This window comes from Erwinia piriflorinigrans CFBP 5888, assembly GCF_001050515.1.
Taxonomy (GTDB): Bacteria; Pseudomonadota; Gammaproteobacteria; order Enterobacterales; family Enterobacteriaceae; genus Erwinia; species Erwinia piriflorinigrans.
This window is the reverse complement of record NZ_CAHS01000013.1, coordinates 39,286-64,010: the sequence shown is the minus strand read 5'-3', so window position 1 is coordinate 64,010 and position 24,725 is coordinate 39,286. Positions and strand designations below refer to the sequence as shown.

Below are 24,725 nucleotides of genomic sequence, written 5' to 3'. Positions count from 1 at the left end.
TGCCCAGATACCATGCATTTGCGGGAGGGGCCGATAGCTTGTTAACATCGCCGCCTCTCTGCCGCTCAAGATACTCACCATGACACCAGCATCTGACAACGTTAACCATACCCTGCTTTGCTGCGGCGCGTTTATGATGTGGTATTCGATTGCGCTGCTGGTCAATCACTTTCCCTGTATCGATACGTTAAAGAGCCAGGGCTTGCTGATGCCGGTGACTTGTCTGCTGGAGTTTGCCGCACTGGTGCCCATTTATCGTTGGTATACGCGGCAATTTGCCGAGATCCCTTTAGGCATATTGCGCACGCGCCAGGTTCTGCTGTTCAGCGCGCTGCTGCTGGCGGCAATTGGCAGCCAGTCGTGGTATTTACGCCCGGAAACCTGGGCCCTCAGTCAGACAGGTAACTCGCAACTCGGCCTGATAAGCTTCTGCCTGGCCGTGGTGATCCTGGCGCCGATATTTGAAGAAATTCTCTTCCGTGGTTTTATCCTGCACGCTTTTCTGCTGTGGGCACCCGCCCAGCGCCTGGCCTGCTCGCTGGTGACATCAATCATTTTTGCCCTGCTCCATACCCAGTATGCGCATCTGCAAACCCTGATTGCGCTCACCGTATTGTCGCTGTTGCTATGTGCCGCCCGTCTGGTATCTGGCGGGTTGAAACTCCCCATCTACCTGCATATGCTGAACAATTTTCTCGGCGTTGCCCCGCTTCTTTGGCAAAACATCATCCGCTAACTCTGTTGCATCAGCCTTCATTATTATAACTAATTGGCCGGGCTTATACCCTTTCTTCATAACGATAGTGAATAATCTACTATTATTCTTATTCGTTGTTCACTTAAACTCGCGAAAAATCCTAAGGCAAGGAAACGTCATGAAAAATATCATTCCCTCTGTTTTCGCTCTGACTTTGGCGTCACCGTTTGTTGCCTCTGCCGCAACGCCTGCGGATACACTGGTTATTGCCCAGTCAATCGATGACGCGAACAGTTTCGACCCGGCAGACGGCTTTGAACTGACTTCAGTTCAGGCTTTCACCAACCTTTATCAGCGCCTGGTTCAGTCAGACCCACTGAACCCAACCAATCTGCAACCGACTCTGGCAACCCGCTGGCAGGCGGGTAGCGACAACCGCAGCATGATATTTACCCTGCGCGAAGGAGCAAAATTCGCCTCCGGCAATCCCGTGCGCCCGGAAGATGTCATCTTTTCACTATCACGCGTCATCAAGCTCAACCTCGATCCGTCGTTTATTCTGTCACAGCTGGGTTGGACCAAAGATAACGTCGATGCCCAGCTGAAAAAGATTGATGACCAGCATGTGCAAATTAGCTGGAGCGCCAACGTCAGTCCGACCTATGTTCTCAGCCTGATGGCCGCCCCCGTTTCATCCATCGTCGACGAAAAAATCGTGATGGCAAACGAAAAACAGGGCGATTTGGGCAATAAGTGGCTGGCCCTGCACTCGGCAGGCAGCGGCCCTTATCAGATCCGCAAATATATTCCGCATGAAGTGGTGCTGTTCAGCGCAAATCCTGGCTCTCCGGGCGGCGCACCAAAACTGAAAAACGTGTTGATCAAAAACGTGCCGGAACCTGCCGCGCGCCGCCTGTTACTGGAGCAGGGCGATGCCGATATCGCGCGTAACCTGGGGGCTGACCAAATCGCCTCGCTGAAAGACAAAACCGGGGTAAAAACCCTCGCAGTACCGATGGCTTCGCTCTATTACATCCAGTTTAATATCGACGCCGATCCGGTACTGAAAAATCCGGCGTTGTGGGAAGCTTCGCGCTACCTGTTTGACTACAAAGGCATCGCCAATGACCTGTTAAAAGGGCAGTTCCAGGTTCATCAGTCGTTCCTGCCAGAGGGCTTCCTCGGCGCGGTAAACGACAATCCGTTCACCTACGATCCGGAAAAGGCGAAGGCAATACTGAAGAAGGCTGGCCTGACCAACGTCAGCTTTAAGCTATCTACCAGTAATCAGCCTCCCTATCTGGATATTGCTCAAGCTTTACAGGCCAGCTTTGCCAAAGGCGGTGTCAAGGTAGAGGTTCAGCCCGGTATCAGTTCCGAAGTGGCAACGCGAGTGAAAGCACATCAGTACCAGGCTACCCTGAACGCCTGGGGAGCAGACTACTTTGACCCGAATACCAATGCCGCAGCCTTTGCTTATAACCCGGAAGATGGCAGTAAAACCCTGGCGTGGCGCTCCAACTGGCATATTCCTGAGCTGAACAAGCAGACGCTGGCCGCCACGGCGGAAAGCGATAAGGCGAAGCGCATTGAGCTTTACCAGAAAATGCAGCGCGAAGTGCTGCAAAGCTCGCCGTATGTGATCGGTATGCAGGCGCGTAATCTGGTGGCGCTGCGCGACAATCTTAAGGGCTATGTACAGGGCATTAACCCGGACATGGTCTATTACAGTCAGGTCACCAAGTAATGGTTGCATCTTTACGCAATGCCGGGCCATCTGCCCGGCTGTTTTGGCGGCGAAGCGGCGGGTTACTGAGCGCGCTGATCTCACTGGTGGTTACCCTGTTGGGGCTGCTACTCTTCACCTTCGCCCTGTCCCACCTTTCTCCGGTTGACCCGGTGCTGCAAATTGCCGGAGACCACGCCAGTGAATCGACCTACGCCCAGGTGCGCGCCCGTCTTGGGCTGGACCAGCCGCTACCATTGCAGTTCTGGCACTATGTGCAAAATCTTGTGCATGGCGATCTCGGTATTTCCAACATCACCAATCAACCGGTCGCCAGCGACCTGGCACGCACCTTCCCGGCCACCATTGAGCTGGCCACCTGCGCCATGATCTTTGGCGCGCTGTTAGGTATTTTGCTGGCATTATTGGCGGTGTGGAAACCGGGCAGCCTGCTTGACCATCTGGCTCGCCTGATTTCCCTGCTCGGTTATTCGGTGCCGGTATTCTGGCTCGGCCTGCTTGGGCTGTTGCTGTTCTATGCCGTGCTTCACTGGTCTGCCGGGCCGGGCCGACTGGACGATATCTGGATCTATACAATGGAGCCGAAAACCGGGCTGGTATTGATCGACAGCTGGCTGTCCGGCGACAGGGAGATGTTGCGTAATGCCATCGCCCATCTTTGGCTACCGGTGGTGGTGCTGGGGTTGCTATCAATGGCAACCATTACCCGGCTACTGCGCGCAGCATTGTTGGAAGAGAGCAGCAAAGAGTATGTGACGCTTGCCCGCGCCAAAGGAGCCAGCCGTGGGCGCATCCTGCTGCTACATATTTTCCCTAACGTGCGCGGCACGCTAATAACCGTGCTGGCGCTCTCTTACGCCACACTGCTGGAAGGCTCGGTTCTGACAGAAACCGTGTTCGCCTGGCCAGGTGTAGGCCGCTATATGACCACCGCGCTGTTCGCCTCGGACACCCCGGCTATCCTCGGCTCCACCCTGCTGATTGGCGGCTGTTTTATCGCCATCAATGCGCTGGCGGATGCGCTAACTTACCTGACTGACCCGAGAACCCGATGACGCCCTCTCTCCCCAATGCGGAAAGTGTTAAACCGCGCGTGCGCCGTAATATCACGCTAGCTATTGGCCTCGGCCTGGTCGGGCTGCTGATTTTCGCCGCCCTGTTTGCCCCACTGCTGGCACCAGACGATCCGAATGCGCAGGAGATGGCGGCGCGACTGATGCCCCCTTCCGCCGACCACTGGCTGGGAACGGATGGCTTTGGCCGCGACCTGCTATCCAGAGTGATTTACGGCGCGCGGCCCACGCTGCTGCTGGTGTCGTTGATCCTGGTACTAACTATTCCGGTAGGCATGCTGATTGGCATCAGCGCGGGCTACCTCGGCGGCTGGGCCGAGCGCGTGCTGATGCGCATTACCGATATTTTCCTCTCTCTGCCCAATCTGGTGATTGCGCTGGCGCTGGTGGCGATGATGGGGCCGGGACTGATGAATGGTGCGCTGGCACTGGCGCTGACCAGCTGGCCGCCGTTCGCCCGCCAGGCGCGGGCTGAGACACTTGCACTGCGCCGCAGCGACTATCTTGCCGCCGCCCGCATGCAGGGGATCAACGGTTTGCGTCTGATGTTCGGGCATATTTTACCGCTCTGTCTGCCGACGGCGGTAGTCCGCGCCGCCCTTAGCCTTGGCGGAATTATCCTCTCTGCCGCTGGCCTGGGCTTTCTCGGCATGGGCATTCAACCGCCGACCGCCGAATGGGGCTCAATGGTGGCGGAAGGCAGCAAGGTGATATTCGATCAATGGTGGGTCGCGGCCGTTCCCGGCGGTGCGATCCTGTTTGCCAGCCTGGCATTTAATCTCACGGGCGATGGCCTGCGTGATCGACTGGACACCCGAAATGACAACTGATCCTTCTGCACAGATTGTGGTGGATAACCTGACTATTCGCGCGGCTGGCGGTGCGACGCTGGTGGAAAATATCAGCTTTACGCTTGGCCGTGAGCGTGTCGCGCTGGTCGGAGAATCCGGCTCCGGTAAGTCGCTTACCGCCCGCACGTTGATGGGCCTGCTGCCCCCTTCGCTGCAAGTAGAAGCCAATACGCTGGATATTGCTGGGGAAAATGCGCTGACGCTCAGCGAGCGTCGCTGGAGCAGGTTGCGCGGTAGCCAGCTCGGCATGGTGATGCAGGACCCCAAATATGCCCTCAACCCTCTACGCACCATTGGCTGGCAGGTCGCCGAGCCGTTGAAACTCCACGGCCGCTTTTCCCGCGCTGAAATCAAGGAAAAAGTGTGTGAGATGCTCGACGCGGTCGGATTGCCGCAGCCAGCAGAACTGATGCAGCGTTATCCCCATCAGCTTTCAGGTGGAATGGGGCAGCGCGTGATGTTGGCAATCGCGCTGATCGCCGAACCCCGTTTCCTCATTGCCGATGAGCCAACCTCCGCACTCGATCACGCCATGCGCGACCAGGTCCTGGCGCTGATCCGCCGTCTGGTTGAACAACGCAATATGGGCCTGTTGCTGATCAGTCACGATCTGCAACAGGTTTCTGAACACTGTGAACGGGTGATGGTGATGTATCAAGGTGAATTGCTGGACCAGCTGCCCGCAGAGGAACTGCCCCGCGCCACCCATCCCTACACGCGCACTCTCTGGTCCTGCCGCCCAAGCAAGGCGACCCACGGAAAGCTGCTACCGGTGCTGGATCGCGCCGCATTGATAAAAGGAGACCGCCGTGATTGAATTATCCCAACTGAGCGTGGCCCACAAACAGGGCTACGAGCTGCGCAGCGTAGTGCATGATGTCACGCTGGCTGTCAGTCCCGGCGAGTGCTTTGGCCTGGTCGGGCCTTCCGGCTGTGGCAAGTCGTCGCTGCTGTGGGTAATGGCCGGTCTCAATGGCTACTGGCGTGGCGGCATGAAACTGGCAGGACATCAGGCTTTACCAAGTAAACCTTTTACCGGGCAGCTACGCCGCGATGTGCAAATGGTGTTTCAGGACCCGTATGCCTCGCTGCACCCGCGTCACCGCCTGCGCCGCACGCTTGCCGAGCCGCTAAAACTGATCGGTAGCGATCGGATCAATGAGCGAATCGAACGGGGTTTCCAACATGTCGGTTTAGATCCGGCGCTGGCGGATCGTTATCCGCATCAGCTCTCCGGCGGCCAGCGCCAGCGCGTGGCGATTGTGCGCGCGCTGCTGCTGGAACCGAAAATTCTGCTGCTGGATGAGCCTACTTCCGCACTGGATATGTCGGTGCAGGCCGAAATCCTCAATTTGCTCACCCAACTGAAACAGCAAGATAACCTGACGATGGTGCTGGTCAGCCACGATCCTGATGTGATCGACCATATGTGCGATCGTGCGGTACATATGGATGGCGGAAGGCTCGTGAGCTAGCGTACGCAAACGGGGCGCACTTTGCCCTTTACCGGGGGCTGTTGCGCCAGCCCCTGGACTGCTCAATTTCTCAATCCGACTGCGGGCTATCTCTTAAACAGCTAACGATAGTCAGATCCGGCATTTCTGATTTCTACATATCCCCCTATCATCCTGATATCTCAACTGAATCGGGATTTATTATGCGGAAAATTTTTACTTTATTGTTGGGCACTACACTGCTGCTTTCTGCGGGTGTTCAGGCTGCGACGCCTGCCGATACACTGATCGTTGCCATTTCCCTCGACGGCATTATCAGCTTCGATCCGGCTGAAAGTTTTGAAACCGTCAGCACCAGCAGTTTGCGTAACGTCTATCAGACGTTGGTATCCGCAGATATTGACAATCCTCGTAAGCTGGCACCTGAACTTGCCGCCCGCTGGCAGCCTGGCGCTGGCGAACACAGTCTGCTGTTTACCCTGAAACCGGGAATGAACTTTGACAGCGGTAACCCGGTAACCAGCGATGACGTGATTTATTCACTGACCCGGTCGGTGAAGCTTAATAAAACGCCGGTATTTATTCTGAATGAATTTGGCTGGACGCCTGAAAACATCGATGCTCAATTTATTAAACACAGCGACAGCCAGATAGAAATTCGCTGGGTCTCCCACATTGGGCGCGATCTGGCGCTACGACTGCTGACGTCCTCTGTTGCCTCCATCGTCGACGGTAAGCTGACACGGCTGCATGCCAGCACAGGCGATTTTGGCAACGGCTGGTTACGTACTCATTCGGCCGGCAGTGCCGCCTACAAAATTAGCCACTATGTGCCACAGCAGGCGCTGGTCCTTGAACAGAACCGCCAGGCCCAGCCTGCACCGCATCTTAAAAGGATCATCCTGAAAAACGTTGCCGATCCCGGGTCACGCCGTATGCTGTTGGAGCAGGGTGATGCCGATATCGCCTACGATCTTGGTGCAGACCAGTTTGCCGCGCTGAAAAAGCAATCCAGTGTCACCGTCGCCAGCTTCCCCTCCGGCCTGGTTTATTACCTCGGCTTCAATACTCAGGACAAGCAGCAGCCCACTCTGGGCAACCCAGCCTTTTGGCAGGCGGCACGCTGGTTGATTGACTATAACAGTCTTTCTCAAAAGCTGTTGAGAGGGCAATATTCGGTACATCAAGCCTTCCTGCCCGCCGGATTTGATGGCGCGCTAAACACTCTGCCGTTCCATTACGATGTCGCTAAAGCTAAAGCGATTCTGGCACAGGCCGGGATCAAGCCGGGCACACGTTTTGCCCTGACGATCGCTAATCAGCCGCCGTACAGAGAAGTGGCACAGGCGCTACAGGCCAGCTTCGCTAAAGCGGACATTCAAATTGATATTCATCCGGTGGCGGAGTCCGAACTGTGGAGTAAAATGCGCGGGCGCGATTTCCAATCTGTTTTTATCTACTGGGGGGCGGACTATGTCGATGCCAACAGTAATGCCAGCACCTTTGCCTGGAATGTTGATGGCGGGCCTAAGACCCTCGCGTGGCGCGTTGGCTGGAACATTCCAAAGCTCAGCGCACAGACCCGCGCTGCTGCCGCTGAAAGCGACGTTAAAAAACGCAGCGCGCTTTACCAACAGTTGCAGAGCGAAATCCAGCAAAACTCGCCGTTTGTGGTCATGCTACAGGGGCAACAACAGGTTGGTTTGAGCAAGCATGTGCGGGGAGCATACGGGGGGATTGGGATTAGCCTGCTGTATTTCGACCGGGTGAGTAAAATCTTGTGAAGGTCGGCTGCGCGCATGGCGCGCAGCCGATGCGCTTAGTGAGCGAGTCAGGAAATTGCCGACTCGGAAGCATGCTTATGCTTTTCAGCTTCGAAATGCGTTTTAAACTGCTCATAGATGGAGATCATATTGGCTGCATCACCTTGCAGCGGGCTGAGTTTTCCTGCACGAACCAGTTCAATCACCAGCTGTAAGGCGGCCTGCTTCGGACTATTAGAAGGATGTGCAATTTCGTTCGACATATCAAATTCCGTTAACGAATAAACCCGCACTCTAGCAAGTTTTTCTAGCTGCCGTCACGCTTTTTGCCAACAGAGAGTTACCGCCCTAAAGTTGTACATGAAAATATACTTGTACAACTTTATCAAAGCGGATATAGTCACTTACGTAACGAATTATGCATTTGCATGGCCTCTGGAAGTGTTGCTGGGTTTCCCACTTCCCGAGGCTATTTTTTTCGCCCCCTGATCCCCCCTTCCCTCTGCTGCTTTTTGCTTTTCGTGCTACAGCGTAAATTAATTGTTTTTTTAATAAGGTAAGACGGGAACTTCCAGGGTAGATTTTAAAACATGCCGATAAATTGGAATCATAGCGCCAAAAAAATCCTATAACCGCGCGGCGCTTCTTTGACTATCTGAACTTTTTTGCAGGCAGCGCATTAAGACTCGTTTAGCAGAACCCATCCGTTTACCTGTCAAAGTGTGCTCGCGTAAACGGCTTTGTATCAACAGGGTAGTATCTAAAGCATTCCGATGGAGCAAATCGCCTGTTAGCATCGATATTGCCCGGCGTTAATCTGAAATACTGGCTGTTACCAGCGGCTGATGGTCGTCGATGTGCTCTCAACATCGGCGCCAAAAGCATTATGGAGTGTACTTTATGTCACTATCTCAAAGCCCTTCAGCCCTTGTCCGCTACCTGCTTCTGGTGGGTCTTTTCAGTTTTTCCCCTTTTTCCCAAGCAGATACGGTCACCATTCCCCTGTCGCAGGAACAGGATGGTGGAGATACGGGCCGTGCATGTATTTATATCTGGCATGGTTCAGCACAATATCGCGTGATTAAAGCCGACGAATCATGCGCCTCCGCAATCACCATTGATAGCGAATCAAGCGCCGCTGACGATAATATTTGACGGTAAAGCATCTGGCAGGCACAGAGATATGTTATTTTATCAGCATTGAACGCCTGCAGATGCCTTGCAGTGCTGCCCTCTGGCAAAGGAACCCGTCCTTGAAAACCCTCAATATTAAGTTGTTAATGCCTGTCGCCACCTATCTGGTGATCCTGCTACATACCGCAGCGGTGCCGTTTAACACTTTTCATAATGCCTGGTCAGTCGCGGTGATGTATGACGCTCTGGGCCGAATTTCCTTTCCGTTGTATTTGCTGATTGCTGGCTATATCTCGCTTAATAAAAATGAATCGCTACTCAGTACGCTGAAAACCCGCGTGCTGAATCTGCTCATGCCGCTGATCGCCTGGACGGTGATTTATTTTATTTATAACCGCATGGTTAATGGTAGTACCGTCTCATTCAGTCTGCTAGAAACGCTCAGCACTCCGGCCTATCCACATTTGTGGTTTATTTATACGTTGATTCTGCTGTATCTGGTGACTCCTCTGCTGAATACCTTTATTCAGAACGGTAGCCAACAGAGGATTAATTACATTCTCACCGTGTGGTTTGCTCTGGCCTGCGTCTATATGCTGTTTGATAATTTCAAGGATAGCGTGCTGGAACACCATCCCACATCAGCGCCAAGTAATATTGATATGGTGGTTTATCTGTCCGGGTTCTATATCATTGGCGGCGTTGCTCGACGCTATAAGCTGGCGCCTAAAGTCCCTATTGCGGCCATTATCTTTATACTGAGTGCGGTATTAACCGCCGCGATGTGCTATTCGTTATCAATCAGTATCAATCAGCCAAATGATATGTTCCTGTTCTACTCTGCACCGACCATCGTCACGCTTGCGCTTGCCTGCTTCTTTATGTTGCTTAATGCGCAGCTGCAATTTAGCCGACGCATTAATTTGGCCATACGCGCACTTTCCAGACTGAGCACGGGGATTTTCTTTCTTCATATGTTGGTACTGGAAACGTTGCTCCGGCTGTGGCCGGTCAATTTCGAAAACTATTACGCCATCCTGAGTATTCCGGCGGTGGCGTTATTAAGTTATGCCGTATCAGCCGTGCTGGTCGCGGCGCTGCAACGGATTCCGGGGATTAAACGCCTGGTGTGACCGTCACGGTCGTTCAGCGATTTTCTGAACGACCGTAGACTTCTCACCGCAGATGCATAGGTTAAAAGGCGGTGATTCAGAACCTTGCGTCTGCAAATTTATGCGGTTGGTTAATCGCACGGCGGGCAATCCAGTACAGTAAAATACGTTCGTCATCATGGTCCTGATCGGCCATAGCCAGAAGCTTTAAACCAAGCGTTGCTTTGTTCACTGGCTGCCCAGTAATACTGAGATCAACCACCGCTTTGCCGATGATAGTACACACTTCTTCGTCACTTGAAATCGGTACTTCTGTATGACTGCTCATTTCCCCCTCCTCTTTGCTCAAAGGTTAAGCATAGCAGGCCTGTGTCACTCACCACCGTAAGAGAGTAACAGCGTATTAACGAACGGCGCTGGGATGGGGTAACGCCGTGAGTGGGTTCCCCTGATAAACCCATGCTGGGGGCAGGTTCGCCAGCACACGTTTACGGCTCCATGCAAAATAAGAAGAAAGTAGCGGTTCACTTAACGAGGTGTATTGAAATTGGACAAAGATGCCGCCTGGAGCAAGCTGAGTCGCAGCGCGCTTCAGAATGCGATGGCGAAGCGCATACGGTAGGGACAGCAAGGGCAGGCAAGAGAAAATGGCGTCGAACTGGCCATGTAGATTTTCAGCTGATTTCGCCATCACCTGCAAACGAGGGTCCCGATCCTGCATGCTGTTAAGGGAAGAATAAAAACGTGGATTGGTTTCAAACGTCTGCAAACGCGCATCCTCACGCATAAGGCTCAGAAGATGACGGGTTAGCACTCCGTCCCCCGCGCCCAACTCGGCAATGTGCAGAGCGCGCTGCCAGTCCACCGCTTCCGACATGGCTCTGCATAGCGTCTGTGATGAAGGGGCGATGGTGCCAGTATTACGGGGATCGGCAATAAACTCCTGGATATAGCCGACTTTGTTTTTCAGATACGATAGCGCTGAAAACACAATATTCATCTCCTGATTAATACGTCATACCTCATCAGGCCCCGACTCACTCGACAAGTTCTGTAAATCTGTCCATATGCGGCAAAAACCAGGATTAATCCCGATAATTTCGGCCCTGATACCAGAGCTTAATCAAGCTGCCAGCCAGTCCCACTGGATGAGCGAAACCAACCACATTGCCATCCGGCCTGTCGCCTATACTGAAAAAGACGCCGCCACGGCCCGAGGAGTGAGTGATGTTAATTGGCTTCGTACTACTGGTCAGTGCTTGTGGACATGATGACTGCGACGCACTTCCGGTATCAGAACATATCTATCCTACCCGATACGCCTGTGAGCAAATGGCGGAGCGTATCCACCAACGCCGCCCTAAGGCGGTGTTACTGTGCGGTGAGGTCTACCGAGAAGTCGACAGCTCTCCTTAAACATCTTCTGCTGGTGCAACTTCATCAACATATCGCGTCACCGCCAGCAGACGGTTGACATGGGTGAGCAATAAATCCACGTCGGTTTGCAGAAAATCCTCGCCCCCGCGCGATACGGAGAGTATCGCATTCTGGATATTTTCCGCTATGGATGAAGAACCCTCTTTGCCAACGGTAAGTAGCAGCGCGGCAAGCACCAGTGACTGGGCCTCGACCTGAGCCGTCAGCTCTTTCGTATCCAAATCCATTCTGGCAAGCTTCAATAAAATATCGATAACCAGCTGCTTCATATCAAGATTTCCTCATAAATTATTGTTATGAAACTACTACTCTGTCTGATCGGGTAAACAGGATTTCTTCTTGTGACAGTTATCCCCGTTCTGCTGGCAGAGAATACTTGCATCTGCCTGTTTATAAAAATCATTTCCTCATTTTTTCCAACCTCAGCAGGAATAAAGCACTGTAAGACTCTCCTGAGACATTGGACGTATCCCTGCCCTTAACTGACTCCAGACGATTTGCTTAGCCCGAATCTGATAGCGGGAACGCCATTTTACTGCCAAGCTTGGCCTAAGCCCATTGAGGAGTTTCTATGTTTCGTTTTTTTCTGGCTCTCTTTTCCAGTCCTGAATCGCTACTACAGGTTATGAGCAAGCGCGATATTGCCGAGTCGATCGAGGAAGGCGAGTGCATCTTGATTGATGAAGATGGCAGCGCCAGCGTCAACTTTTGCAGCCCGCAAGTTCGGGAAGATTTCGCCCGTCATGTCGCGGCACTAAAGAGGGTTTGACATGGGTACGGCGATTTTTATGGTACTGATGGTTTGTGGCTACTGGTATACCAGCCGCGATCTCTCCACCCGTTTCAAAATCAAACGTTCTTTTGGCTGGGATGTGTATTTCCTCGTCGCACTGTACGGCTGTATTTTCGTCTTGCAGGGCGTTTTTGCCACAGGAATCATCTGGTTACTGCTGCTGGCCATATCCGCAATATTCAACGTTATTCCTCAACTTGCCGATGGTCTGCACCACCAGTGGCAGATCGAGTTTATGAACTGGAGTTTTTTGGGGATTCAGGCTCCGGTAGTGATTATGCTCGCCTTTGCCGTTATCTTTTGCATTTACCGCTCCAGCTGGTCGGGCAGCGCCCGTCTTGACAGTAGCGGCAGGAAAAAATTGTATAAGGAACTCTCACGGGCCAACGGCGTGGAGGGCCTGCTGTTTCAATGCATGGAGGAAGGCGAACTGGTCGTGATCACGCTGAAATCGCGCCATATCTACATAGGGATGGTGCATGCGGCGGCATACGATAACCTGACCACCGCCAACGTCGTATTGATCCCGATGTTGAGTGGCTATCGCGATAGTCAGACGCAAAACTTGAGTATTGAACATAACTATAGCCGCTGGTACGCGGAACATGGCATTACCCCGGTATCGCAACCCACATCGGCGTTAGCGTTCCGCAAGGTGATTATGCTCAGTCAAATTGAGAGTCTGTCACTCTTCGATGCCACCAGCGCCAGCGCATTGCCGCTCGGCAATACCTCAGAAAAGCAGTGATACCAGCCAGAAACCGGCCATCGTCATCAACAGTGAACCTGTCACGTGGGTCATTACCGAGATCATGGCCCACAGATAGTTTCCGGCCTGAAGCAGTGTCACTACCTCCAGTGAAAAGGTGGAAAAGGTCGTCATCCCACCGCATAATCCGGTAGTGATCAGCAACTTCCAGTTTGGGTCGATGCCCGGATAACGGGCAAACCATGCCACCGTCGCACCAATAATCAATCCGCCAACCAGATTGACCAGCAGGGTGCCTGGCGGTAAATTCGGAAACCAGGCATTCAGGCGCACGGCCAACAACCAGCGAATGACGCAGCCAGCGCAACCACCGGTCATCACGGCTAATAACGGTTTTATCATAAAATTCTCAGTGATTATTGAGGAGGGTGCCAGCAGGTAAAAACATCGCCTGACCAACCGACCTCCTGTTAAAAGAGTCAGTTTTATCAGGCGTCATCAACCCGAAAAATCAGGGCGGTTGGGAAAGGTGGATCGCCATCACCTTGTGATAATTAAGATAATCAGCCGACATGGATTTTGCAAGCCGTCACTCAAAGGGTAAGATAATTCTAACATGGCTGCCCTCAGGAGCAGGTAAAATGAGCGTTCGCAAAGATTCACTGCCCTCCACCACTGTACCGGAGCGGCACAGAACGAAACTGGTACGCTATTTATATCAGCTGCTGGCCATCATCAGCCTGGCATTGGCGGTCGCAGGATTTATTTTGCCTGGTTTGCCCTGTACCGAGTTTGTGCTACTGGCGGCCTGGTTCGCTTCTCGCAGCTCACCCTCATTGCATCGCTGGATATTACGCAACAGGATTTTTGGCCCCCTGCTGACAAACTGGCAGCAGGGGATCTTACCGCGCCGCGCCAAGTGGGCCGCTACGCTGGCCATGAGCATCACCGCGCTGATTATGGTTATCTGCGTGGCACATAAGCCCAGCGTGGTGATCTCCATCTGCTGCATGGCAGCAGTGCTGGTTTGGTTGTGGCGTCGTCCGGAAAAGCCCCCCTCCCCGCCAGCGTAAAAGGGGAACGTTTTATCTAAATCCAGCCGTTTTTAATCGCGTCTGTTTGGTACATGCTGGTCTGCCCCCAATCAGAGGATCCCAGATGACCAAAAATCTTAATAAGGATACCCAGGTCTGCATGTCGCTGGCAGCACGTCCCGGCAATTTCGGCACCCGTTTTCATAACTATCTGTATCACGCCCTCGACCTCGACTACCTGTACAAAGCCTTTACCACTCAGGATTTGACCGCCGCCATCGCTGGCGTACGCGCTTTGGCGATCCGTGGCTGTGCCATTTCAATGCCGTTTAAAGAGGACTGCATTCCCCTGCTGGATGAAATGGATGACTCTGCCAAAGCCATCGATTCAGTCAATACCATTGTGAATAGCAATGGCTGGCTAAAAGGCTATAACACCGACTATATCGCCATCATGACGCTGCTGAAGCAATACCGGGTATCAAGCGGACTCACCTTTGCCCTGCGCGGTAGTGGCGGTATGGCAAAAGCGGTGGCCTGTGCGTTAAAAGACAGCGGGTTCAACCAGGGCTATATTATTGCGCGCAACGAAACCCGTGGGCGTGAACTGGCGGCGCTATATGGACTGACATGGCGCGCCGATCTCAATGGCCTGCAACCTGAGCTGCTGATCAATGCCACACCAACCGGCATGGCGGGAAGTGTCGATGCTGACAGGCTCTCTTTCAGCCAGGAAAGCATTGCCGCCGCCAGCGTCATCTTTGACGTCGTGGCATTACCGGAGCTGACGCCGCTGGTGCGTATGGCACATGAACTCGGGAAAGTCGTCATCACCGGCGCACAGGTATTTGCTATTCAGGCGGTGGAACAGTTTGTCCTGTATACCGGCATGCGCCCCAGCGACGCGCTGTTCCGGGAAGCGGCTGAATATGCGCGCGAGTCGAAAACTTAACCTGCTATTTTGATCATCAGCATCAGGATACCGGCGATTTATCGTACAAATTGCCGGCATCTGTTGCTTCCGCGCGCTCAAATTTTGTGCTAAATTCGAGAAGTAGCAACCTATCTACATTTGGTGCGGGAGAGCAATATGACCAGTAAAACCTATACCAGCCGTCTATTTAATCAGGATGTTTCTGGTGCAAAAAAAGCCGCAGAAACTGCCCCGGTATATATCACGGTGCGCGGCAGGCCGTCTCACGTTTTAATGACGTTTGCGCAATATCAAAAGCTGTCTGGTGCCTCGGTAAGCCTGGCCGATGCGCTTTATATGCCCGGAGCCGGGGAGGTCGATTTTGAGCTTTCCCGCGAGGATCTTATTGTCAGGGATGTGGATTTCTGATGCTCTATTTACTTGATACTAATGTTCTTTCTGAACTACGCAAGGTAAAAAGTGGACGGTGTGCGCCGCAGGTCGTTGATTGGGCAGAGTCAGTGAGTATCAGCGATACCTTTATCTCTGCGATCAGCGTACTGGAAATCGAACGCGGAATATTGTTGAAGGAAAAAAGCGACAGTCGTCAGGGTAAAATCCTGCGCCGGTGGTTTGAGGAATACGTCCTTAGCGAATATCAGGGGAGAATTTTGGCTGTCGACAGGCAGGTGGCCCGTCATTGCGCCCGGCTGCATGTGCCGGACAAACGATCGCTTAATGATTCACTGATTGCCGCCACCGCATTTATCAACGGCATGACGGTCGTCACCCGAAACATCGCAGATTTCACCCATATGGATATCCCCTTACTCAATCCCTGGGATGATGTCTGAACGAACCCGCTCACTAGCGCTTATCCACCAGCATTTTCAACGCCAGTCCGGCCAGCACCGTGCCCATCAGCCAGCGTTGAGCCTTTTGCCAGCCGGGCCGATCGGCAAGAAAGCTGGCGATACTCCCGGCGGTAAAGATAATCCCCCCATTGACCAGCATGCTGATAACGATTTGACTGAAACCAAGCGTCAGGGATTGCCCCAGCACGTTACCCTGCGCCGGGTTGATAAATTGCGGCAGCAAGGTCAGATAGATCACGGCAGCTTTCGGGTTGAGCAAATTGGTAAGCAACCCCATGGTGAACAGCTTGCCGGCACTGTCCGGCGGCAGGTCGCGCAGCTGAAACGGAGATTTCCCACCAAATATCGCCTGCCACGCCATCCACAGCAGATAAAGCACGCCAGCGAAACGCAACGCGTCGTAAGCTATTGGTACCGCCATCAGCAGCGCGGTAATGCCCAGCGCAGCGCAGAGCATATAAAACATAAAACCCAACGCCACGCCGCAGAGAGAGATATACCCGGCCCTGCGCCCCTGACATATGGAGCGCGAGATCAGGTAAATCATGTTGGGTCCGGGGGTCAGTACCATACCCAGAGCGATAGCGGCAAACGGCAAAAGCTGGGATAGCGTCACCCGATGATCCCCCTGTTATCGGTTAAACGCGCACGGTATCGTCACCGAACGCGACCCATTTATAGGTCGTCAACGCTTCCAGCCCCATCGGGCCGCGCGCGTGCAGTTTCTGCGTACTGACCGCGACTTCAGCCCCTAAACCGAACTGGCCGCCGTCAGTGAAGCGGGTGCTGGCGTTAACGTAAACTGCTGAAGAATCCACCTCATTAACGAAGCGGTTCGCATGCTTAATGGTGCGCGTCAGGATGGCATCGGAGTGCTGGGTGCCGTATTCACGAATATGCGCAATCCCCTCATCGAGATCGTCCACCAGCTTAACGTTCAGATCCAGCGCCAGCCATTCGTCCCGGTATTGGGCATCAGTGACTGCACTGACGCAAGCCGGGCCTTGCTGTAATAGCGGCAGCGAACGCGCATCGGCGTGCAGGATAATCCCCTCCTGCGCCATGCGCGCGCTGAGCGCAGGCAAAAAACTGTCGGCTATCGCCGCATCAATCAGCAGGGTTTCCACCGAGTTACAGGCGCTCGGACGCTGCTTTTTGGCATTAACGATCACCTTGAGCGCCGCTTCCTGTTCGATACTGCGATCGACGTAGATATGGCAAACGCCGATACCGCCAGTGATCACCGGAATGGTCGACTGTTCACGGCACAGTTTGTGCAGTCCGGCGCCGCCACGAGGGATCAGCATATCGACATAACGATCGAGCTTCAGTAGCTGATTGACCAGCTCGCGATCCGGGCTTTCAATCGCCTGTACCGCACCCGACGGCACGCCATGCCGTTTCAGCGCATCCTGAATGACGCGCACGGTGGCGGCATTGGTGCGGTAAGTCTCTTTGCCACCGCGCAGGATCACCGCATTACCGGTTTTCAGGCACAGGCTGGCGACATCCACGGTGACGTTCGGGCGCGCTTCATAAATCACCCCGACCACGCCGAGCGGCACGCGACGACGTTCAATGCGCAACCCGCTATCGAGCTTACCACCGTCAATCACCACCCCAACCGGATCGGCCAGGCGGCACACCTGACGTACGTCATCGGCGATACCTTTCAGACGTTGCCGATCCAGCATCAGACGATCCAGTAGCGCCGCGCTCATGCCGTTTTGCCGTGCATCGGCCAGATCCAGCTGGTTGGCCGCGAGGATCTCTGCGCTCTGCGCTTCAAGACGATCGGCGATCGTCATCAATAGCTGATTTTTCTCTGCGGTGGAGAGCACCGACAGCTGATAAGAGGCGGCCTTTGCGGCCTGACCCATTTGTTCAAGCATGAACGTTCCTTAGCTGACAATCATATCGTCTCGGTGAACAGCCACCGGACCATATTCATAACCTAAAATTTCGCCGATCTGCTGGGAATGGTGCCCGGCAATCATGCGCATCGCATCGCTGTTATAGCGCGATACGCCGTGAGCGACATCGCGGCCCTGCAAGCTGCGGATGCGGATCACTTCACCACGGGAGAAATTACCGCTGATTTCACGGATGCCTTTTGGCAACAGCGAACTGCCACGTTCAAGGATCGCCGATAATGCGCCGTCATCCACCACCAGTTCACCGGCGGGAGGCGCGCCGAAAATCCAACGTTTGCGATTTTCCAGCGGCGTTTCAAGAGCGTGAAAACACGTCCCTACCGGGTTAGACGCAATAACATCAGCGATGACCCCAGTGCGGCTACCCGCCGCAATAATGGTATCGATACCGGCACGGCAAGCAACATCTGCCGCCTGTAATTTCGTCGCCATCCCGCCGGTGCCGAGACCGGAAACGCTGTCACCAGCCAGCGCACGCAGATCGTCATCAATGCCCCTGACATTGCGGATCAGCTCCGCCTGCGGATTATTACGCGGATCGGCGGTGAACAGTCCCTGCTGATCGGTCAGAAGCAGCAGCTTATCGGCTCCGGCGAGAATAGCGGCCAGCGCCGACAGATTATCGTTATCCCCCACTTTGATCTCCGCAGTGGCGACAGCGTCATTCTCATTAATCACCGGGACGATATGGTTATCAAGCAGCGCTCGCAGAGTATCGCGGGCGTTGAGGAAACGCTCCCGATCCTCCAGATCGGCACGCGTCAGCAGCATCTGACCGATATGAATACCGTAAATGGAGAACAGCTGTTCCCAGAGTTGGATCAGACGGCTCTGCCCCACCGCAGCCAGCAGCTGCTTCGAGGCGATGGTGGGTGGCAGTTCCGGATAGCCAAGATGCTCACGCCCGGCCGCCATCGCGCCTGAAGTAACAATCACAATCCGGTGTCCCGCCGCGTGCTGCTGGGCGCACTGACGCACCAGCTCGACGATATGTGCCCGATTGAGCCGACGTGAACCACCGGTCAATACGCTGGTCCCCAGTTTCACCACCAGGGTCTGGCTGCTGCTCATCATTTCCTGCCGTTTCGTAAAAAAGAGTACAAAGAAACGTTTTAGCAGTTGTTGTGCCTGAAGCCAACAGCCAGCAGGGGAAAAGGGTGAAAAAGCCAGACCCTTGACGGATGCAAAAGTTCACGACCAGCAAAAAATGTTTGGAAGTGTAATAAATATTACATAGAAAAAGGGTAAAAAGTCGGTGCTTTAAGAAGAGCCTTCGGGCCAACATTAGCCAAAAAATCAGGTTAGCAGCTCCCGTAACCCGAAATAAGGCGGCAATTTATTTTTTACTCTTTTGGGATTGATAGCAAAATGATGAAGAAACGCACACTGGCAATTTTAACCGCAGCTCTGACCATCACCAGCGCGGCTCAGGCCGCAGAAATTTACAATAAAGACAGCAACAAACTGGATTTCTACGGCAAAATCAAAGCGATGCGCTACTTGAGCGATGCGGATACCAATGCCAGCAACAATGCTGATAAATCCTATACCCGTATCGGCTTCAAAGGGCAAACCCAGATTAACGACCTGCTGACCGGCTATGGTCAGTGGGAATACAACTTCAGCCTGAGCAATTCAGAAGGCAGCAACGATGCGCAGTCAGGTAACAAAACCCGTCTCGGCTTTGCCGGTCTGAAACTGAAAGATTTTGGTTCCATTGACTACGGTCGTAACTATGGCGTGATTTATGACGTCGAAGCCTTCACCGATATGATGCCAGAATTTGGCGCAACCGGTTATACCCGTGCCGATACCTATATGCTGACTCGTGGTAACGGCATGCTAACCTGGCGTAACAACGATTTCTTCGGTCTGGTTGATGGCCTGAAATTAGCCTTGCAATATCAGGGTAAGAACGAAGGTTCAAGCACTCGAGCCACCAATGTGTCAAACGGTGACGGCTACGGCGCTTCATTGTCTTATAAAATCATTGATGGCCTGACCATTAATGGTGCCATGTCTTCAGCTAACCGTCTGAATGCCAACAGCGCCACCTCAACCACCAGCCAGAAAATGGCTGCCTACGGTTCTGGTGAAAAGGCGGAAGCCTGGGCAACGGGATTAAAATATGACAACAACGGCGTCTATCTGGCGGCAACTTACGCTGAAACGCGTAACATGAATCCACTTAGCGGCGCTTCGTATACCTTTGCCGGTAACACCAGTCCAACCACCATTTCTGGTTACGTCAACAAAGTGCAGAATACTGAACTGGTTGCCCAGTATCAGTTCGATTCAGGCCTGCGTCCATCGCTGGCTTACGTGCAAACCAAAGCTAAAGATATTGAAAACGGCATTGGTGATGCCGATCTGGTCAAATTCGTTGATTTCGGTGCCACTTACTACTTTAACAAAAACATGTCGACCTTCGTCGACTACAAAGTCAACCTGCTGAACAAAAACAATAAGCTGAACCTGAATAGTGATGATATCGTCGCTGTCGGTCTGATGTATCAGTTCTGATTGATCTGATACGTTGACGGGGCATTGGCGGGTCAGCGTTGACGCAACTGACATGGCCTGTCGGGCTGAACGACAAATAACCCGGGCTGGAGCAATCCAGCCCGGGTTATTTACGCTTGTCAGGCGGTAAGTTTCACCGGCTGGTCTGCAAAATCCGTCGCCGGGATCAGTTCGAGATCCAGCTCAGCCAGTAGCGCTTTCAAACGCTCGTGGAAGTTACGTAACGTCTCTTCGAGACGGGCATTATTATCCTTACCCTTGACTGTCGTCGGCTTCCAGTTGCCTTCTTTATCGAACAGGCCAAAGTGGTACTCATAGGTAAAATGGTCCGCATGGGCTTCAAGCTCCATCCACCATCCCCAGAATTCACGCAGTTCCGGTTGCGGTTTTACATTGACGCAGACTGCCAGACAGTCAAAGAAGAAACGGTCGCCTTCGCACTTACTTTCACGGATGTAAGGACCTAAAGAGTGAAAACGCTTAATTATTCGACTCTTAGGGTGTCCACTCGGTAACGTCATCGCTTAACCTCCTTGGTTGAGCCTATAGTTGTAGCAAAAACATGAGTTTTAGCAACTTATAGCGTTAATTTAGCTAACAGCCAGTCAGACATATCGCGCAAAGCCTTGTCGAAGCGGCTCCCCGCCGGGGAAGTAGGGATTTTTATCAGTCGTCCGGCGCTGGATGAGTTAACGATCAGCCGCGACTCTTCTTCCGGGCTGAAAGGATCATCCGCCCAGCAGGCAGAAAGCATTGGAGTGGGTGAACGACGGCCCAGCAGGCCCTGTGTTTTCAGCGAAAAGCGACTCAGTTCAGTTCGCAATGTGCTGTCAGAAGTCCCGGACATCCCCAGCCTGCTGGCCAGCATATCCATATACATATCCGGTACTCTGTCTTGTAAGTCGGTATCAGTCAGCAAACGATGCACTATTGGCCCGAGGCAGGCCACCGCACGCAGACGATGCGTTTCCAGACAGGCGAGCCTGACCGCTACATTAGCGCCAAAGCGGTAACCAAAGGCCGCCACGCGGGTATGATCAACCCAGGCGACGTTTTCCAGCTGGCGCAGCACCTGCTGGTGCAGGAAGCTGGTATCCTGGGTGAGTTTCCATTTAGCAGAAAAGCCCACCGAAGGCATATCCAGCGTCAACAGAGCGATACCGTGTGGCGCAAGGTAGTCATGGAAAAGCCGATAGTGATCGCTTTGCAGCGAATCGAGGCTGCCACACATCAGCACCGTGGGATAAGGTGGCCGCGCGTCAGGCGGCATGTGAAGGAATCCGCTCACGGGACTGCCGTCAGGGATAGCAAACTCCAGCTCTTTCAGTTCGCCGGGCAAAAGCAGAGTGGCCTGCTGATAAGCGCGGCTGGCCAGTAATTGTGCCTGTTCTGCCAGCGGGTCCTCTTTCAGGTGCGGATAACTCGCCACGCTGTAAAAGTTAGCGGCTTGAAGCCAGCAGTGGCCAGCCTGCTGCTCATCGACGCCCTGGCTGGCTTTCTGCTGCCACAACGCCCCCTGGTTTGACCACTCATAAATCCAGTTGCCTCCACGGTAGCCAATCACCGTATCCAGCAGCTGCTCGTCAGTATGCTCACTGGTGCTTGCCGCAATACGCGACAGAACCTCGACGACCTCCTGTGGAGACAGGCCTCGCCAGACCCAGAGCAGGCGCTCGATCATGCGATACCAGCCGACTGAATACTCTCCGCCCAGCGCAGAATGAATGGAAAAAGGATGATGGTGATGCACACGGCGTACCAGTGATGAGGTTTCCGGATGCTTAAAACGCGGCTTGAAGAGTTCTTCGCTGAGATTTTTCGGTGGCATAACAGGCGGATCCTCCGGCGTACTATCGGCTACTTAGTCTAGCGTAGCGCGCGACTTCACGCGAAGGGTAAAACAGACGCGCCCGGCATAACCGGGCGCGCTTTGATCGATATCAATCAGCTTTTGACCAGGGGAGGAATATAGGCGATACCCATATCCCACGGCTGCTCGATCCAGGTATTCTGCGGAATATCGATGATATAATCATCGACCAGTGGACGGCCTGCCGGTTTGGCAAAGATGGTAACAAAATGCGCTTTCGGATACATATCGCGAATAGCCTGCGCAGTACCGCCGGTATCCACCAGATCGTCAACCACGATAAAACCTTCACCGTCCCCTTCAGCACGCTTCAACACGCTCATTTCACGTTGATTATCATGGTCGTAGCTGGAGATACAAACGGTGTCCACATGGCGGATACACAGCTCACGCGCCAGCAGCGCAGCCGGCACCAGGCCACCACGGCTGACGGCAATAATGCCTTTCCACTGTTCAGCAGGCAGCAGGCGCGCGGCCAGTTTACGGGCATGAATTTGCAGCATGTCCCAGGTGACGACGTATTTTTCACTCATAAAAGAAATCCCAACCAAGAAAATTGGCTCAAAAAATGTGCAGTGGCAGCGGTTGCGCGGAATTATAGAGACATGGGCCGCTAAACACCAGCCCGCCACGCCCGGTAGCGCTATTTTTCCCTGGGCGAGAGGAGCATGCACCCACAAACGGTGATATTCTTTGGCAACCGCGCCAGATGCGCTGGCGTGATTTTTTAACCGCTATCCACGCACGCCCCCTGCCTGTCAGACAGGTCGGTGATGCCGACACAGGAGAGTTAACGTGTCTGAATTGTCTCAGTTATCCCCGCAGCCGCTGTGGGACATTTTTGCAAAAATCTGCTCCATTCCCCATCCTTCATACCATGAAGAACAGCTGGCATCCTATATTACCGCCTGGGCGACAGAACAAGGGTTCTGGAACGAGCGTGATGAAGTCGGCAACATTTTGATCCGTAAGCCGGCCACGTCAGGTTATGAAAACCGTAAACCGGTGGCGTTGCAGGCGCATCTGGATATGGTGCCACAGAAAAATAACGACACGCGACACGACTTTACGCAAGACCCTATCCAACCCTGGGTTGACGGCGAGTGGGTGAAAGCCCGTGGCACTACGCTGGGCGCAGATAACGGTATTGGTATGGCTTCCGCGCTGGCGGTGCTGGCTGATAACAGCCTGCAACACGGCCCGCTTGAGGTACTGCTCACCATGACCGAGGAGACCGGTATGGCTGGCGCGTTTGGCTTACAGCCGGGCTGGCTACAGGCGGATATTCTGATTAATACCGATTCAGAAGAGGAAGGTGAAATCTACATGGGCTGTGCGGGTGGCGTCGACTTCACCAGTACTCTTGAACTGAATCTTGAAGCGGTTCCGTCTGACCACCAGACGATAAAACTGACGCTGAAGGGCCTGAAAGGCGGGCATTCCGGCTGTGATATTCATCATGGTCTGGGCAATGCCAACAAGTTGCTGGCACGTTTCCTGTTTGCCCATGCGCAACAGCTGGATCTGCGTTTGGTTGACTTCAACGGCGGTACGCTGCGCAATGCAATTCCTCGTGAAGCTTATGCCACGCTGGCCGTCTCCACCCAGCACGCGGACAAGCTGAAGTCTGTGGCGGCAGGTTATCTGTTGACGCTGCAAAACGAGCTGGGTTTGGTAGAGAAAAATATCGCGCTGGTGGTGGAAGATATCGCCCACGCGCCACAGGCACTGGGTGCCTCCAGTCGTGATGCCTTTGTTGCGCTGCTGAACAGTACCCCGAACGGGGTTATCCGCAATTCAGACGTCATGAAAGGCGTGGTGGAAACCTCGCTAAACCTCGGCGTGGTAAAAATTGACGGTAATCAGGCGAAAATTAACTGCCTGATCCGCTCACTGCTCGACAGCGGTAAGCAGTCAGTCGTCGAAATGCTGACCGCGTTGGGCCAGCTGGCTGGCGCGCATACCGTCGCTAAAGGCAGCTATCCTGGCTGGCAGCCAGACGGCAGTTCGCCGGTGATGGCGCTGGTACGCGAAACCTATGAAAAACTGTTCAACAAAACTCCAAGCATCCAGGTGATCCATGCCGGTCTGGAGTGCGGGCTGTTCAAGGAACCTTATCCACTGATGGATATGGTCTCTATTGGGCCGACCATCACCGGAGCCCACTCTCCCGATGAGCAGGCACACATTGCCAGCGTAGGGCTTTACTGGCAATTACTGACCGCGCTGCTAAAGGCGATCCCGGTTAAATAATTGCTCCACCGCCGGGGCCAACCGAAAAAGAAGGTCAGTCCAGGCGGTGTTATTACTGGTGCGAACAGATGCCAAACTAAAAAATAAATCACTCTAACGTTAATAATCAATTTTATCGTTATCTTGCTATTTCTAAAACATGACCTATTATCAACCGTCTCAAGCCAATGCCTTAAAATAACAACATCACGTCCCTTTATCATTTCCGCAAAATAATAGTCACCCTGACCAGTATCTCTTGTTCAGTCTTAGCCACAACCCCCATTGTTCACACCGTTTATTCATGCATTACTTTTCGAAGAATAAGAAATAAAAATGCTTTTCTGTTGTGCTTGCTAAAGCACACCTCCTGAATCACTATTAACCAACAAGAAAACTCTTAGTTATTAACTTACACAATACGACACTGCGCTCATATTATCCTGAAAACCGAATGCAGTTAACAATGGAGGGCAACCAGCCAAAGATAATTAATGGAATAATTGCACCTGCTGATTTATACATCGGCCGACACATCAACACTTAATAACCTTTCATAAATAGCACTCTTAGC

General features: G+C 53.3%; 29 protein-coding genes and 1 riboswitch. Of the genes, 18 read left to right on the top strand and 11 right to left on the bottom strand.

All coding sequences use genetic code 11. The features are described 5' to 3' along the window. Positions 1–79: 79 nt before the first annotated feature. From EPIR_RS04730 to EPIR_RS04700, 7 genes are all read left to right on the top strand, one after another. Positions 80–736 carry a CPBP family intramembrane glutamic endopeptidase gene (locus EPIR_RS04730; RefSeq protein WP_023654162.1) on the top strand — a complete coding sequence of 219 codons (657 nt, stop codon included), beginning with the start codon at positions 80–82 and terminating at the stop codon, positions 734–736. 139 nt (positions 737–875) lie between these two features. Continuing rightward, complete coding sequence (locus EPIR_RS04725; protein ID WP_023654161.1) at positions 876–2,444, top strand: ABC transporter substrate-binding protein; 1,569 nt, start codon at positions 876–878, stop codon at positions 2,442–2,444. Then, complete coding sequence (locus tag EPIR_RS04720; RefSeq protein WP_023654160.1) at positions 2,444–3,499, top strand: ABC transporter permease; 1,056 nt, start codon at positions 2,444–2,446, stop codon at positions 3,497–3,499. Before EPIR_RS04725 ends, EPIR_RS04720 begins: the two co-directional genes overlap by 1 nt. Next, positions 3,496–4,347 carry an ABC transporter permease gene (locus EPIR_RS04715; protein ID WP_023654159.1) on the top strand — a complete coding sequence of 284 codons (852 nt, stop codon included), beginning with the start codon at positions 3,496–3,498 and terminating at the stop codon, positions 4,345–4,347. Before EPIR_RS04720 ends, EPIR_RS04715 begins: the two co-directional genes overlap by 4 nt. Next, a complete protein-coding gene (locus EPIR_RS04710; RefSeq protein WP_193387535.1) occupies positions 4,337–5,185 on the top strand; it encodes an ABC transporter ATP-binding protein in 849 nt (282 codons plus the stop codon). The genes EPIR_RS04715 and EPIR_RS04710 overlap by 11 nt, the downstream gene beginning before the upstream one ends. Further along, on the top strand, positions 5,178–5,843 hold the full coding sequence (locus EPIR_RS04705) for an ABC transporter ATP-binding protein (RefSeq protein ID WP_023654157.1): 666 nt from the start codon (positions 5,178–5,180) through the stop codon (positions 5,841–5,843). The genes EPIR_RS04710 and EPIR_RS04705 overlap by 8 nt, the downstream gene beginning before the upstream one ends. A gap of 182 nt (positions 5,844–6,025) precedes the next feature. Then, positions 6,026–7,606 carry an ABC transporter substrate-binding protein gene (locus tag EPIR_RS04700; protein ID WP_023654156.1) on the top strand — a complete coding sequence of 527 codons (1,581 nt, stop codon included), beginning with the start codon at positions 6,026–6,028 and terminating at the stop codon, positions 7,604–7,606. 47 nt (positions 7,607–7,653) lie between these two features. Here EPIR_RS04700 and EPIR_RS04695 read toward each other — a convergent pair whose 3' ends face one another. After that, a complete protein-coding gene (locus tag EPIR_RS04695) occupies positions 7,654–7,848 on the bottom strand; it encodes a hypothetical protein (protein WP_012442290.1) in 195 nt (64 codons plus the stop codon). A gap of 637 nt (positions 7,849–8,485) precedes the next feature. Here EPIR_RS04695 and EPIR_RS04690 point away from each other — a divergent pair. After that, positions 8,486–8,740, top strand: coding sequence for a hypothetical protein (locus EPIR_RS04690; protein ID WP_023654155.1), 255 nt, complete (start codon positions 8,486–8,488; stop codon positions 8,738–8,740). A 125-nt stretch (positions 8,741–8,865) separates the two neighbouring features. Then, a complete protein-coding gene (locus tag EPIR_RS04685) occupies positions 8,866–9,852 on the top strand; it encodes an acyltransferase (RefSeq protein WP_048697018.1) in 987 nt (328 codons plus the stop codon). 76 nt (positions 9,853–9,928) lie between these two features. Here the strand turns inward: EPIR_RS04685 and EPIR_RS04680 are convergent, their stop codons facing one another. Both EPIR_RS04680 and EPIR_RS04675 read right to left on the bottom strand, forming a co-directional pair. Continuing rightward, entirely contained in the window at positions 9,929–10,159 is a 231-nt protein-coding gene (locus tag EPIR_RS04680; protein ID WP_023654153.1) for a hypothetical protein, read from the bottom strand. Positions 10,160–10,234: 75 nt separating this feature from the next. Beyond that, the gene (locus tag EPIR_RS04675; protein WP_023654152.1) at positions 10,235–10,822 is read right to left on the bottom strand and encodes a class I SAM-dependent methyltransferase; all 588 of its coding nucleotides are present in this window, start codon (positions 10,820–10,822) and stop codon (positions 10,235–10,237) included. A gap of 236 nt (positions 10,823–11,058) precedes the next feature. Here EPIR_RS04675 and EPIR_RS18035 point away from each other — a divergent pair, with 236 nt between their 5' ends. Next, complete coding sequence (locus EPIR_RS18035) at positions 11,059–11,247, top strand: hypothetical protein (protein ID WP_023654151.1); 189 nt, start codon at positions 11,059–11,061, stop codon at positions 11,245–11,247. Here EPIR_RS18035 and iraP read toward each other — a convergent pair. After that, positions 11,244–11,537, bottom strand: coding sequence for an anti-adapter protein IraP (gene iraP / locus EPIR_RS04670; RefSeq protein WP_023654150.1), 294 nt, complete (start codon positions 11,535–11,537; stop codon positions 11,244–11,246). The two genes, EPIR_RS18035 and iraP, sit on opposite strands and share 4 nt — an antisense overlap. Before the next feature lie 302 nt (positions 11,538–11,839). Here iraP and EPIR_RS04665 point away from each other — a divergent pair, with 302 nt between their 5' ends. After that, the gene (locus EPIR_RS04665) at positions 11,840–12,037 is read left to right on the top strand and encodes a hypothetical protein (RefSeq protein ID WP_023654149.1); all 198 of its coding nucleotides are present in this window, start codon (positions 11,840–11,842) and stop codon (positions 12,035–12,037) included. 1 nt (position 12,038) lies between these two features. Next, positions 12,039–12,809: a hypothetical protein gene (locus EPIR_RS04660; RefSeq protein WP_023654148.1), complete on the top strand. Its 771-nt coding sequence runs from the start codon at positions 12,039–12,041 to the stop codon at positions 12,807–12,809. Here EPIR_RS04660 and crcB read toward each other — a convergent pair. Continuing rightward, positions 12,795–13,172, bottom strand: a complete 378-nt coding sequence (crcB, locus tag EPIR_RS04655) for a fluoride efflux transporter CrcB (RefSeq protein WP_023654147.1) — start codon at positions 13,170–13,172, stop codon at positions 12,795–12,797. The two genes, EPIR_RS04660 and crcB, sit on opposite strands and share 15 nt — an antisense overlap. Positions 13,173–13,252: 80 nt before the next feature. Next, positions 13,253–13,324: riboswitch (Fluoride riboswitch) on the bottom strand. A gap of 87 nt (positions 13,325–13,411) precedes the next feature. Here crcB and EPIR_RS04650 point away from each other — a divergent pair. The 4 genes from EPIR_RS04650 to EPIR_RS04635 all read left to right on the top strand — a co-directional run bounded on the left by EPIR_RS04650 (position 13,412) and on the right by EPIR_RS04635 (position 15,571). Beyond that, positions 13,412–13,843, top strand: coding sequence for a YbaN family protein (locus EPIR_RS04650; protein WP_023654146.1), 432 nt, complete (start codon positions 13,412–13,414; stop codon positions 13,841–13,843). An 85-nt stretch (positions 13,844–13,928) separates the two neighbouring features. Next, entirely contained in the window at positions 13,929–14,756 is an 828-nt protein-coding gene (locus tag EPIR_RS04645) for a shikimate 5-dehydrogenase (RefSeq protein ID WP_023654145.1), read from the top strand. Between the two features lie 138 nt (positions 14,757–14,894). Beyond that, positions 14,895–15,146 (top strand): type II toxin-antitoxin system prevent-host-death family antitoxin, encoded by a 252-nt coding sequence (locus EPIR_RS04640; protein WP_023654144.1) that lies wholly within the window; start codon positions 14,895–14,897, stop codon positions 15,144–15,146. Continuing rightward, on the top strand, positions 15,146–15,571 hold the full coding sequence (locus EPIR_RS04635) for a type II toxin-antitoxin system VapC family toxin (RefSeq protein ID WP_023654143.1): 426 nt from the start codon (positions 15,146–15,148) through the stop codon (positions 15,569–15,571). Before EPIR_RS04640 ends, EPIR_RS04635 begins: the two co-directional genes overlap by 1 nt. Before the next feature lie 13 nt (positions 15,572–15,584). Here the strand turns inward: EPIR_RS04635 and EPIR_RS04630 are convergent, their stop codons facing one another. The 3 genes from EPIR_RS04630 to proB form a co-directional block, all read right to left on the bottom strand. Further along, positions 15,585–16,163 (bottom strand): LysE family translocator, encoded by a 579-nt coding sequence (locus EPIR_RS04630; protein ID WP_048697015.1) that lies wholly within the window; start codon positions 16,161–16,163, stop codon positions 15,585–15,587. Between the two features lie 67 nt (positions 16,164–16,230). Continuing rightward, positions 16,231–17,484 carry a glutamate-5-semialdehyde dehydrogenase gene (proA, locus tag EPIR_RS04625; protein WP_023654141.1) on the bottom strand — a complete coding sequence of 418 codons (1,254 nt, stop codon included), beginning with the start codon at positions 17,482–17,484 and terminating at the stop codon, positions 16,231–16,233. A gap of 9 nt (positions 17,485–17,493) precedes the next feature. Then, entirely contained in the window at positions 17,494–18,597 is a 1,104-nt protein-coding gene (gene proB / locus EPIR_RS04620; RefSeq protein WP_023654140.1) for a glutamate 5-kinase, read from the bottom strand. A gap of 297 nt (positions 18,598–18,894) precedes the next feature. Here proB and EPIR_RS04615 point away from each other — a divergent pair, with 297 nt between their 5' ends. Further along, positions 18,895–20,049 carry a porin gene (locus EPIR_RS04615; protein WP_023654139.1) on the top strand — a complete coding sequence of 385 codons (1,155 nt, stop codon included), beginning with the start codon at positions 18,895–18,897 and terminating at the stop codon, positions 20,047–20,049. 119 nt (positions 20,050–20,168) lie between these two features. Here the strand turns inward: EPIR_RS04615 and crl are convergent, their stop codons facing one another. From crl to gpt, 3 genes are all read right to left on the bottom strand, one after another. Further along, entirely contained in the window at positions 20,169–20,570 is a 402-nt protein-coding gene (crl, locus tag EPIR_RS04610; protein ID WP_023654138.1) for a sigma factor-binding protein Crl, read from the bottom strand. 56 nt (positions 20,571–20,626) lie between these two features. Further along, the gene (gene frsA, locus EPIR_RS04605; protein WP_023654137.1) at positions 20,627–21,877 is read right to left on the bottom strand and encodes an esterase FrsA; all 1,251 of its coding nucleotides are present in this window, start codon (positions 21,875–21,877) and stop codon (positions 20,627–20,629) included. Positions 21,878–21,993: 116 nt separating this feature from the next. Further along, complete coding sequence (gene gpt / locus EPIR_RS04600; protein ID WP_023654136.1) at positions 21,994–22,452, bottom strand: xanthine phosphoribosyltransferase; 459 nt, start codon at positions 22,450–22,452, stop codon at positions 21,994–21,996. Positions 22,453–22,714: 262 nt separating this feature from the next. On the opposite strand from gpt, the gene pepD reads away from it, so the two are divergent. Further along, positions 22,715–24,172 carry a beta-Ala-His dipeptidase gene (gene pepD, locus EPIR_RS04595; protein WP_023654135.1) on the top strand — a complete coding sequence of 486 codons (1,458 nt, stop codon included), beginning with the start codon at positions 22,715–22,717 and terminating at the stop codon, positions 24,170–24,172. Positions 24,173–24,725: the final 553 nt, after the last annotated feature.

Bases quoted from the DNA above. Each gene is read 5' to 3' on its own strand.
- EPIR_RS04730 (WP_023654162.1), top strand. From the start codon at position 80: ATGACACCAGCATCTGACAACGTTAACCATACCCTGCTTTGCTGCGGC.
- EPIR_RS04725 (WP_023654161.1), top strand. From the start codon at position 876: ATGAAAAATATCATTCCCTCTGTTTTCGCTCTGACTTTGGCGTCACCG.
- EPIR_RS04720 (WP_023654160.1), top strand. From the start codon at position 2,444: ATGGTTGCATCTTTACGCAATGCCGGGCCATCTGCCCGGCTGTTTTGG.
- EPIR_RS04715 (WP_023654159.1), top strand. From the start codon at position 3,496: ATGACGCCCTCTCTCCCCAATGCGGAAAGTGTTAAACCGCGCGTGCGC.
- EPIR_RS04710 (WP_193387535.1), top strand. From the start codon at position 4,337: ATGACAACTGATCCTTCTGCACAGATTGTGGTGGATAACCTGACTATT.
- EPIR_RS04700 (WP_023654156.1), top strand. From the start codon at position 6,026: ATGCGGAAAATTTTTACTTTATTGTTGGGCACTACACTGCTGCTTTCT.
- EPIR_RS04695 (WP_012442290.1), bottom strand. From the start codon at position 7,848: ATGTCGAACGAAATTGCACATCCTTCTAATAGTCCGAAGCAGGCCGCC.
- EPIR_RS04690 (WP_023654155.1), top strand. From the start codon at position 8,486: ATGTCACTATCTCAAAGCCCTTCAGCCCTTGTCCGCTACCTGCTTCTG.
- EPIR_RS04685 (WP_048697018.1), top strand. From the start codon at position 8,866: ATGCCTGTCGCCACCTATCTGGTGATCCTGCTACATACCGCAGCGGTG.
- EPIR_RS04680 (WP_023654153.1), bottom strand. From the start codon at position 10,159: ATGAGCAGTCATACAGAAGTACCGATTTCAAGTGACGAAGAAGTGTGT.
- EPIR_RS18035 (WP_023654151.1), top strand. From the start codon at position 11,059: ATGTTAATTGGCTTCGTACTACTGGTCAGTGCTTGTGGACATGATGAC.
- iraP (WP_023654150.1), bottom strand. From the start codon at position 11,537: ATGAAGCAGCTGGTTATCGATATTTTATTGAAGCTTGCCAGAATGGAT.
- EPIR_RS04665 (WP_023654149.1), top strand. From the start codon at position 11,840: ATGTTTCGTTTTTTTCTGGCTCTCTTTTCCAGTCCTGAATCGCTACTA.
- EPIR_RS04660 (WP_023654148.1), top strand. From the start codon at position 12,039: ATGGGTACGGCGATTTTTATGGTACTGATGGTTTGTGGCTACTGGTAT.
- crcB (WP_023654147.1), bottom strand. From the start codon at position 13,172: ATGATAAAACCGTTATTAGCCGTGATGACCGGTGGTTGCGCTGGCTGC.
- EPIR_RS04650 (WP_023654146.1), top strand. From the start codon at position 13,412: ATGAGCGTTCGCAAAGATTCACTGCCCTCCACCACTGTACCGGAGCGG.
- EPIR_RS04645 (WP_023654145.1), top strand. From the start codon at position 13,929: ATGACCAAAAATCTTAATAAGGATACCCAGGTCTGCATGTCGCTGGCA.
- EPIR_RS04640 (WP_023654144.1), top strand. From the start codon at position 14,895: ATGACCAGTAAAACCTATACCAGCCGTCTATTTAATCAGGATGTTTCT.
- EPIR_RS04635 (WP_023654143.1), top strand. From the start codon at position 15,146: ATGCTCTATTTACTTGATACTAATGTTCTTTCTGAACTACGCAAGGTA.
- EPIR_RS04630 (WP_048697015.1), bottom strand. From the start codon at position 16,163: ATGGTACTGACCCCCGGACCCAACATGATTTACCTGATCTCGCGCTCC.
- proA (WP_023654141.1), bottom strand. From the start codon at position 17,484: ATGCTTGAACAAATGGGTCAGGCCGCAAAGGCCGCCTCTTATCAGCTG.
- proB (WP_023654140.1), bottom strand. From the start codon at position 18,597: ATGAGCAGCAGCCAGACCCTGGTGGTGAAACTGGGGACCAGCGTATTG.
- EPIR_RS04615 (WP_023654139.1), top strand. From the start codon at position 18,895: ATGATGAAGAAACGCACACTGGCAATTTTAACCGCAGCTCTGACCATC.
- crl (WP_023654138.1), bottom strand. From the start codon at position 20,570: ATGACGTTACCGAGTGGACACCCTAAGAGTCGAATAATTAAGCGTTTT.
- frsA (WP_023654137.1), bottom strand. From the start codon at position 21,877: ATGCCACCGAAAAATCTCAGCGAAGAACTCTTCAAGCCGCGTTTTAAG.
- gpt (WP_023654136.1), bottom strand. From the start codon at position 22,452: ATGAGTGAAAAATACGTCGTCACCTGGGACATGCTGCAAATTCATGCC.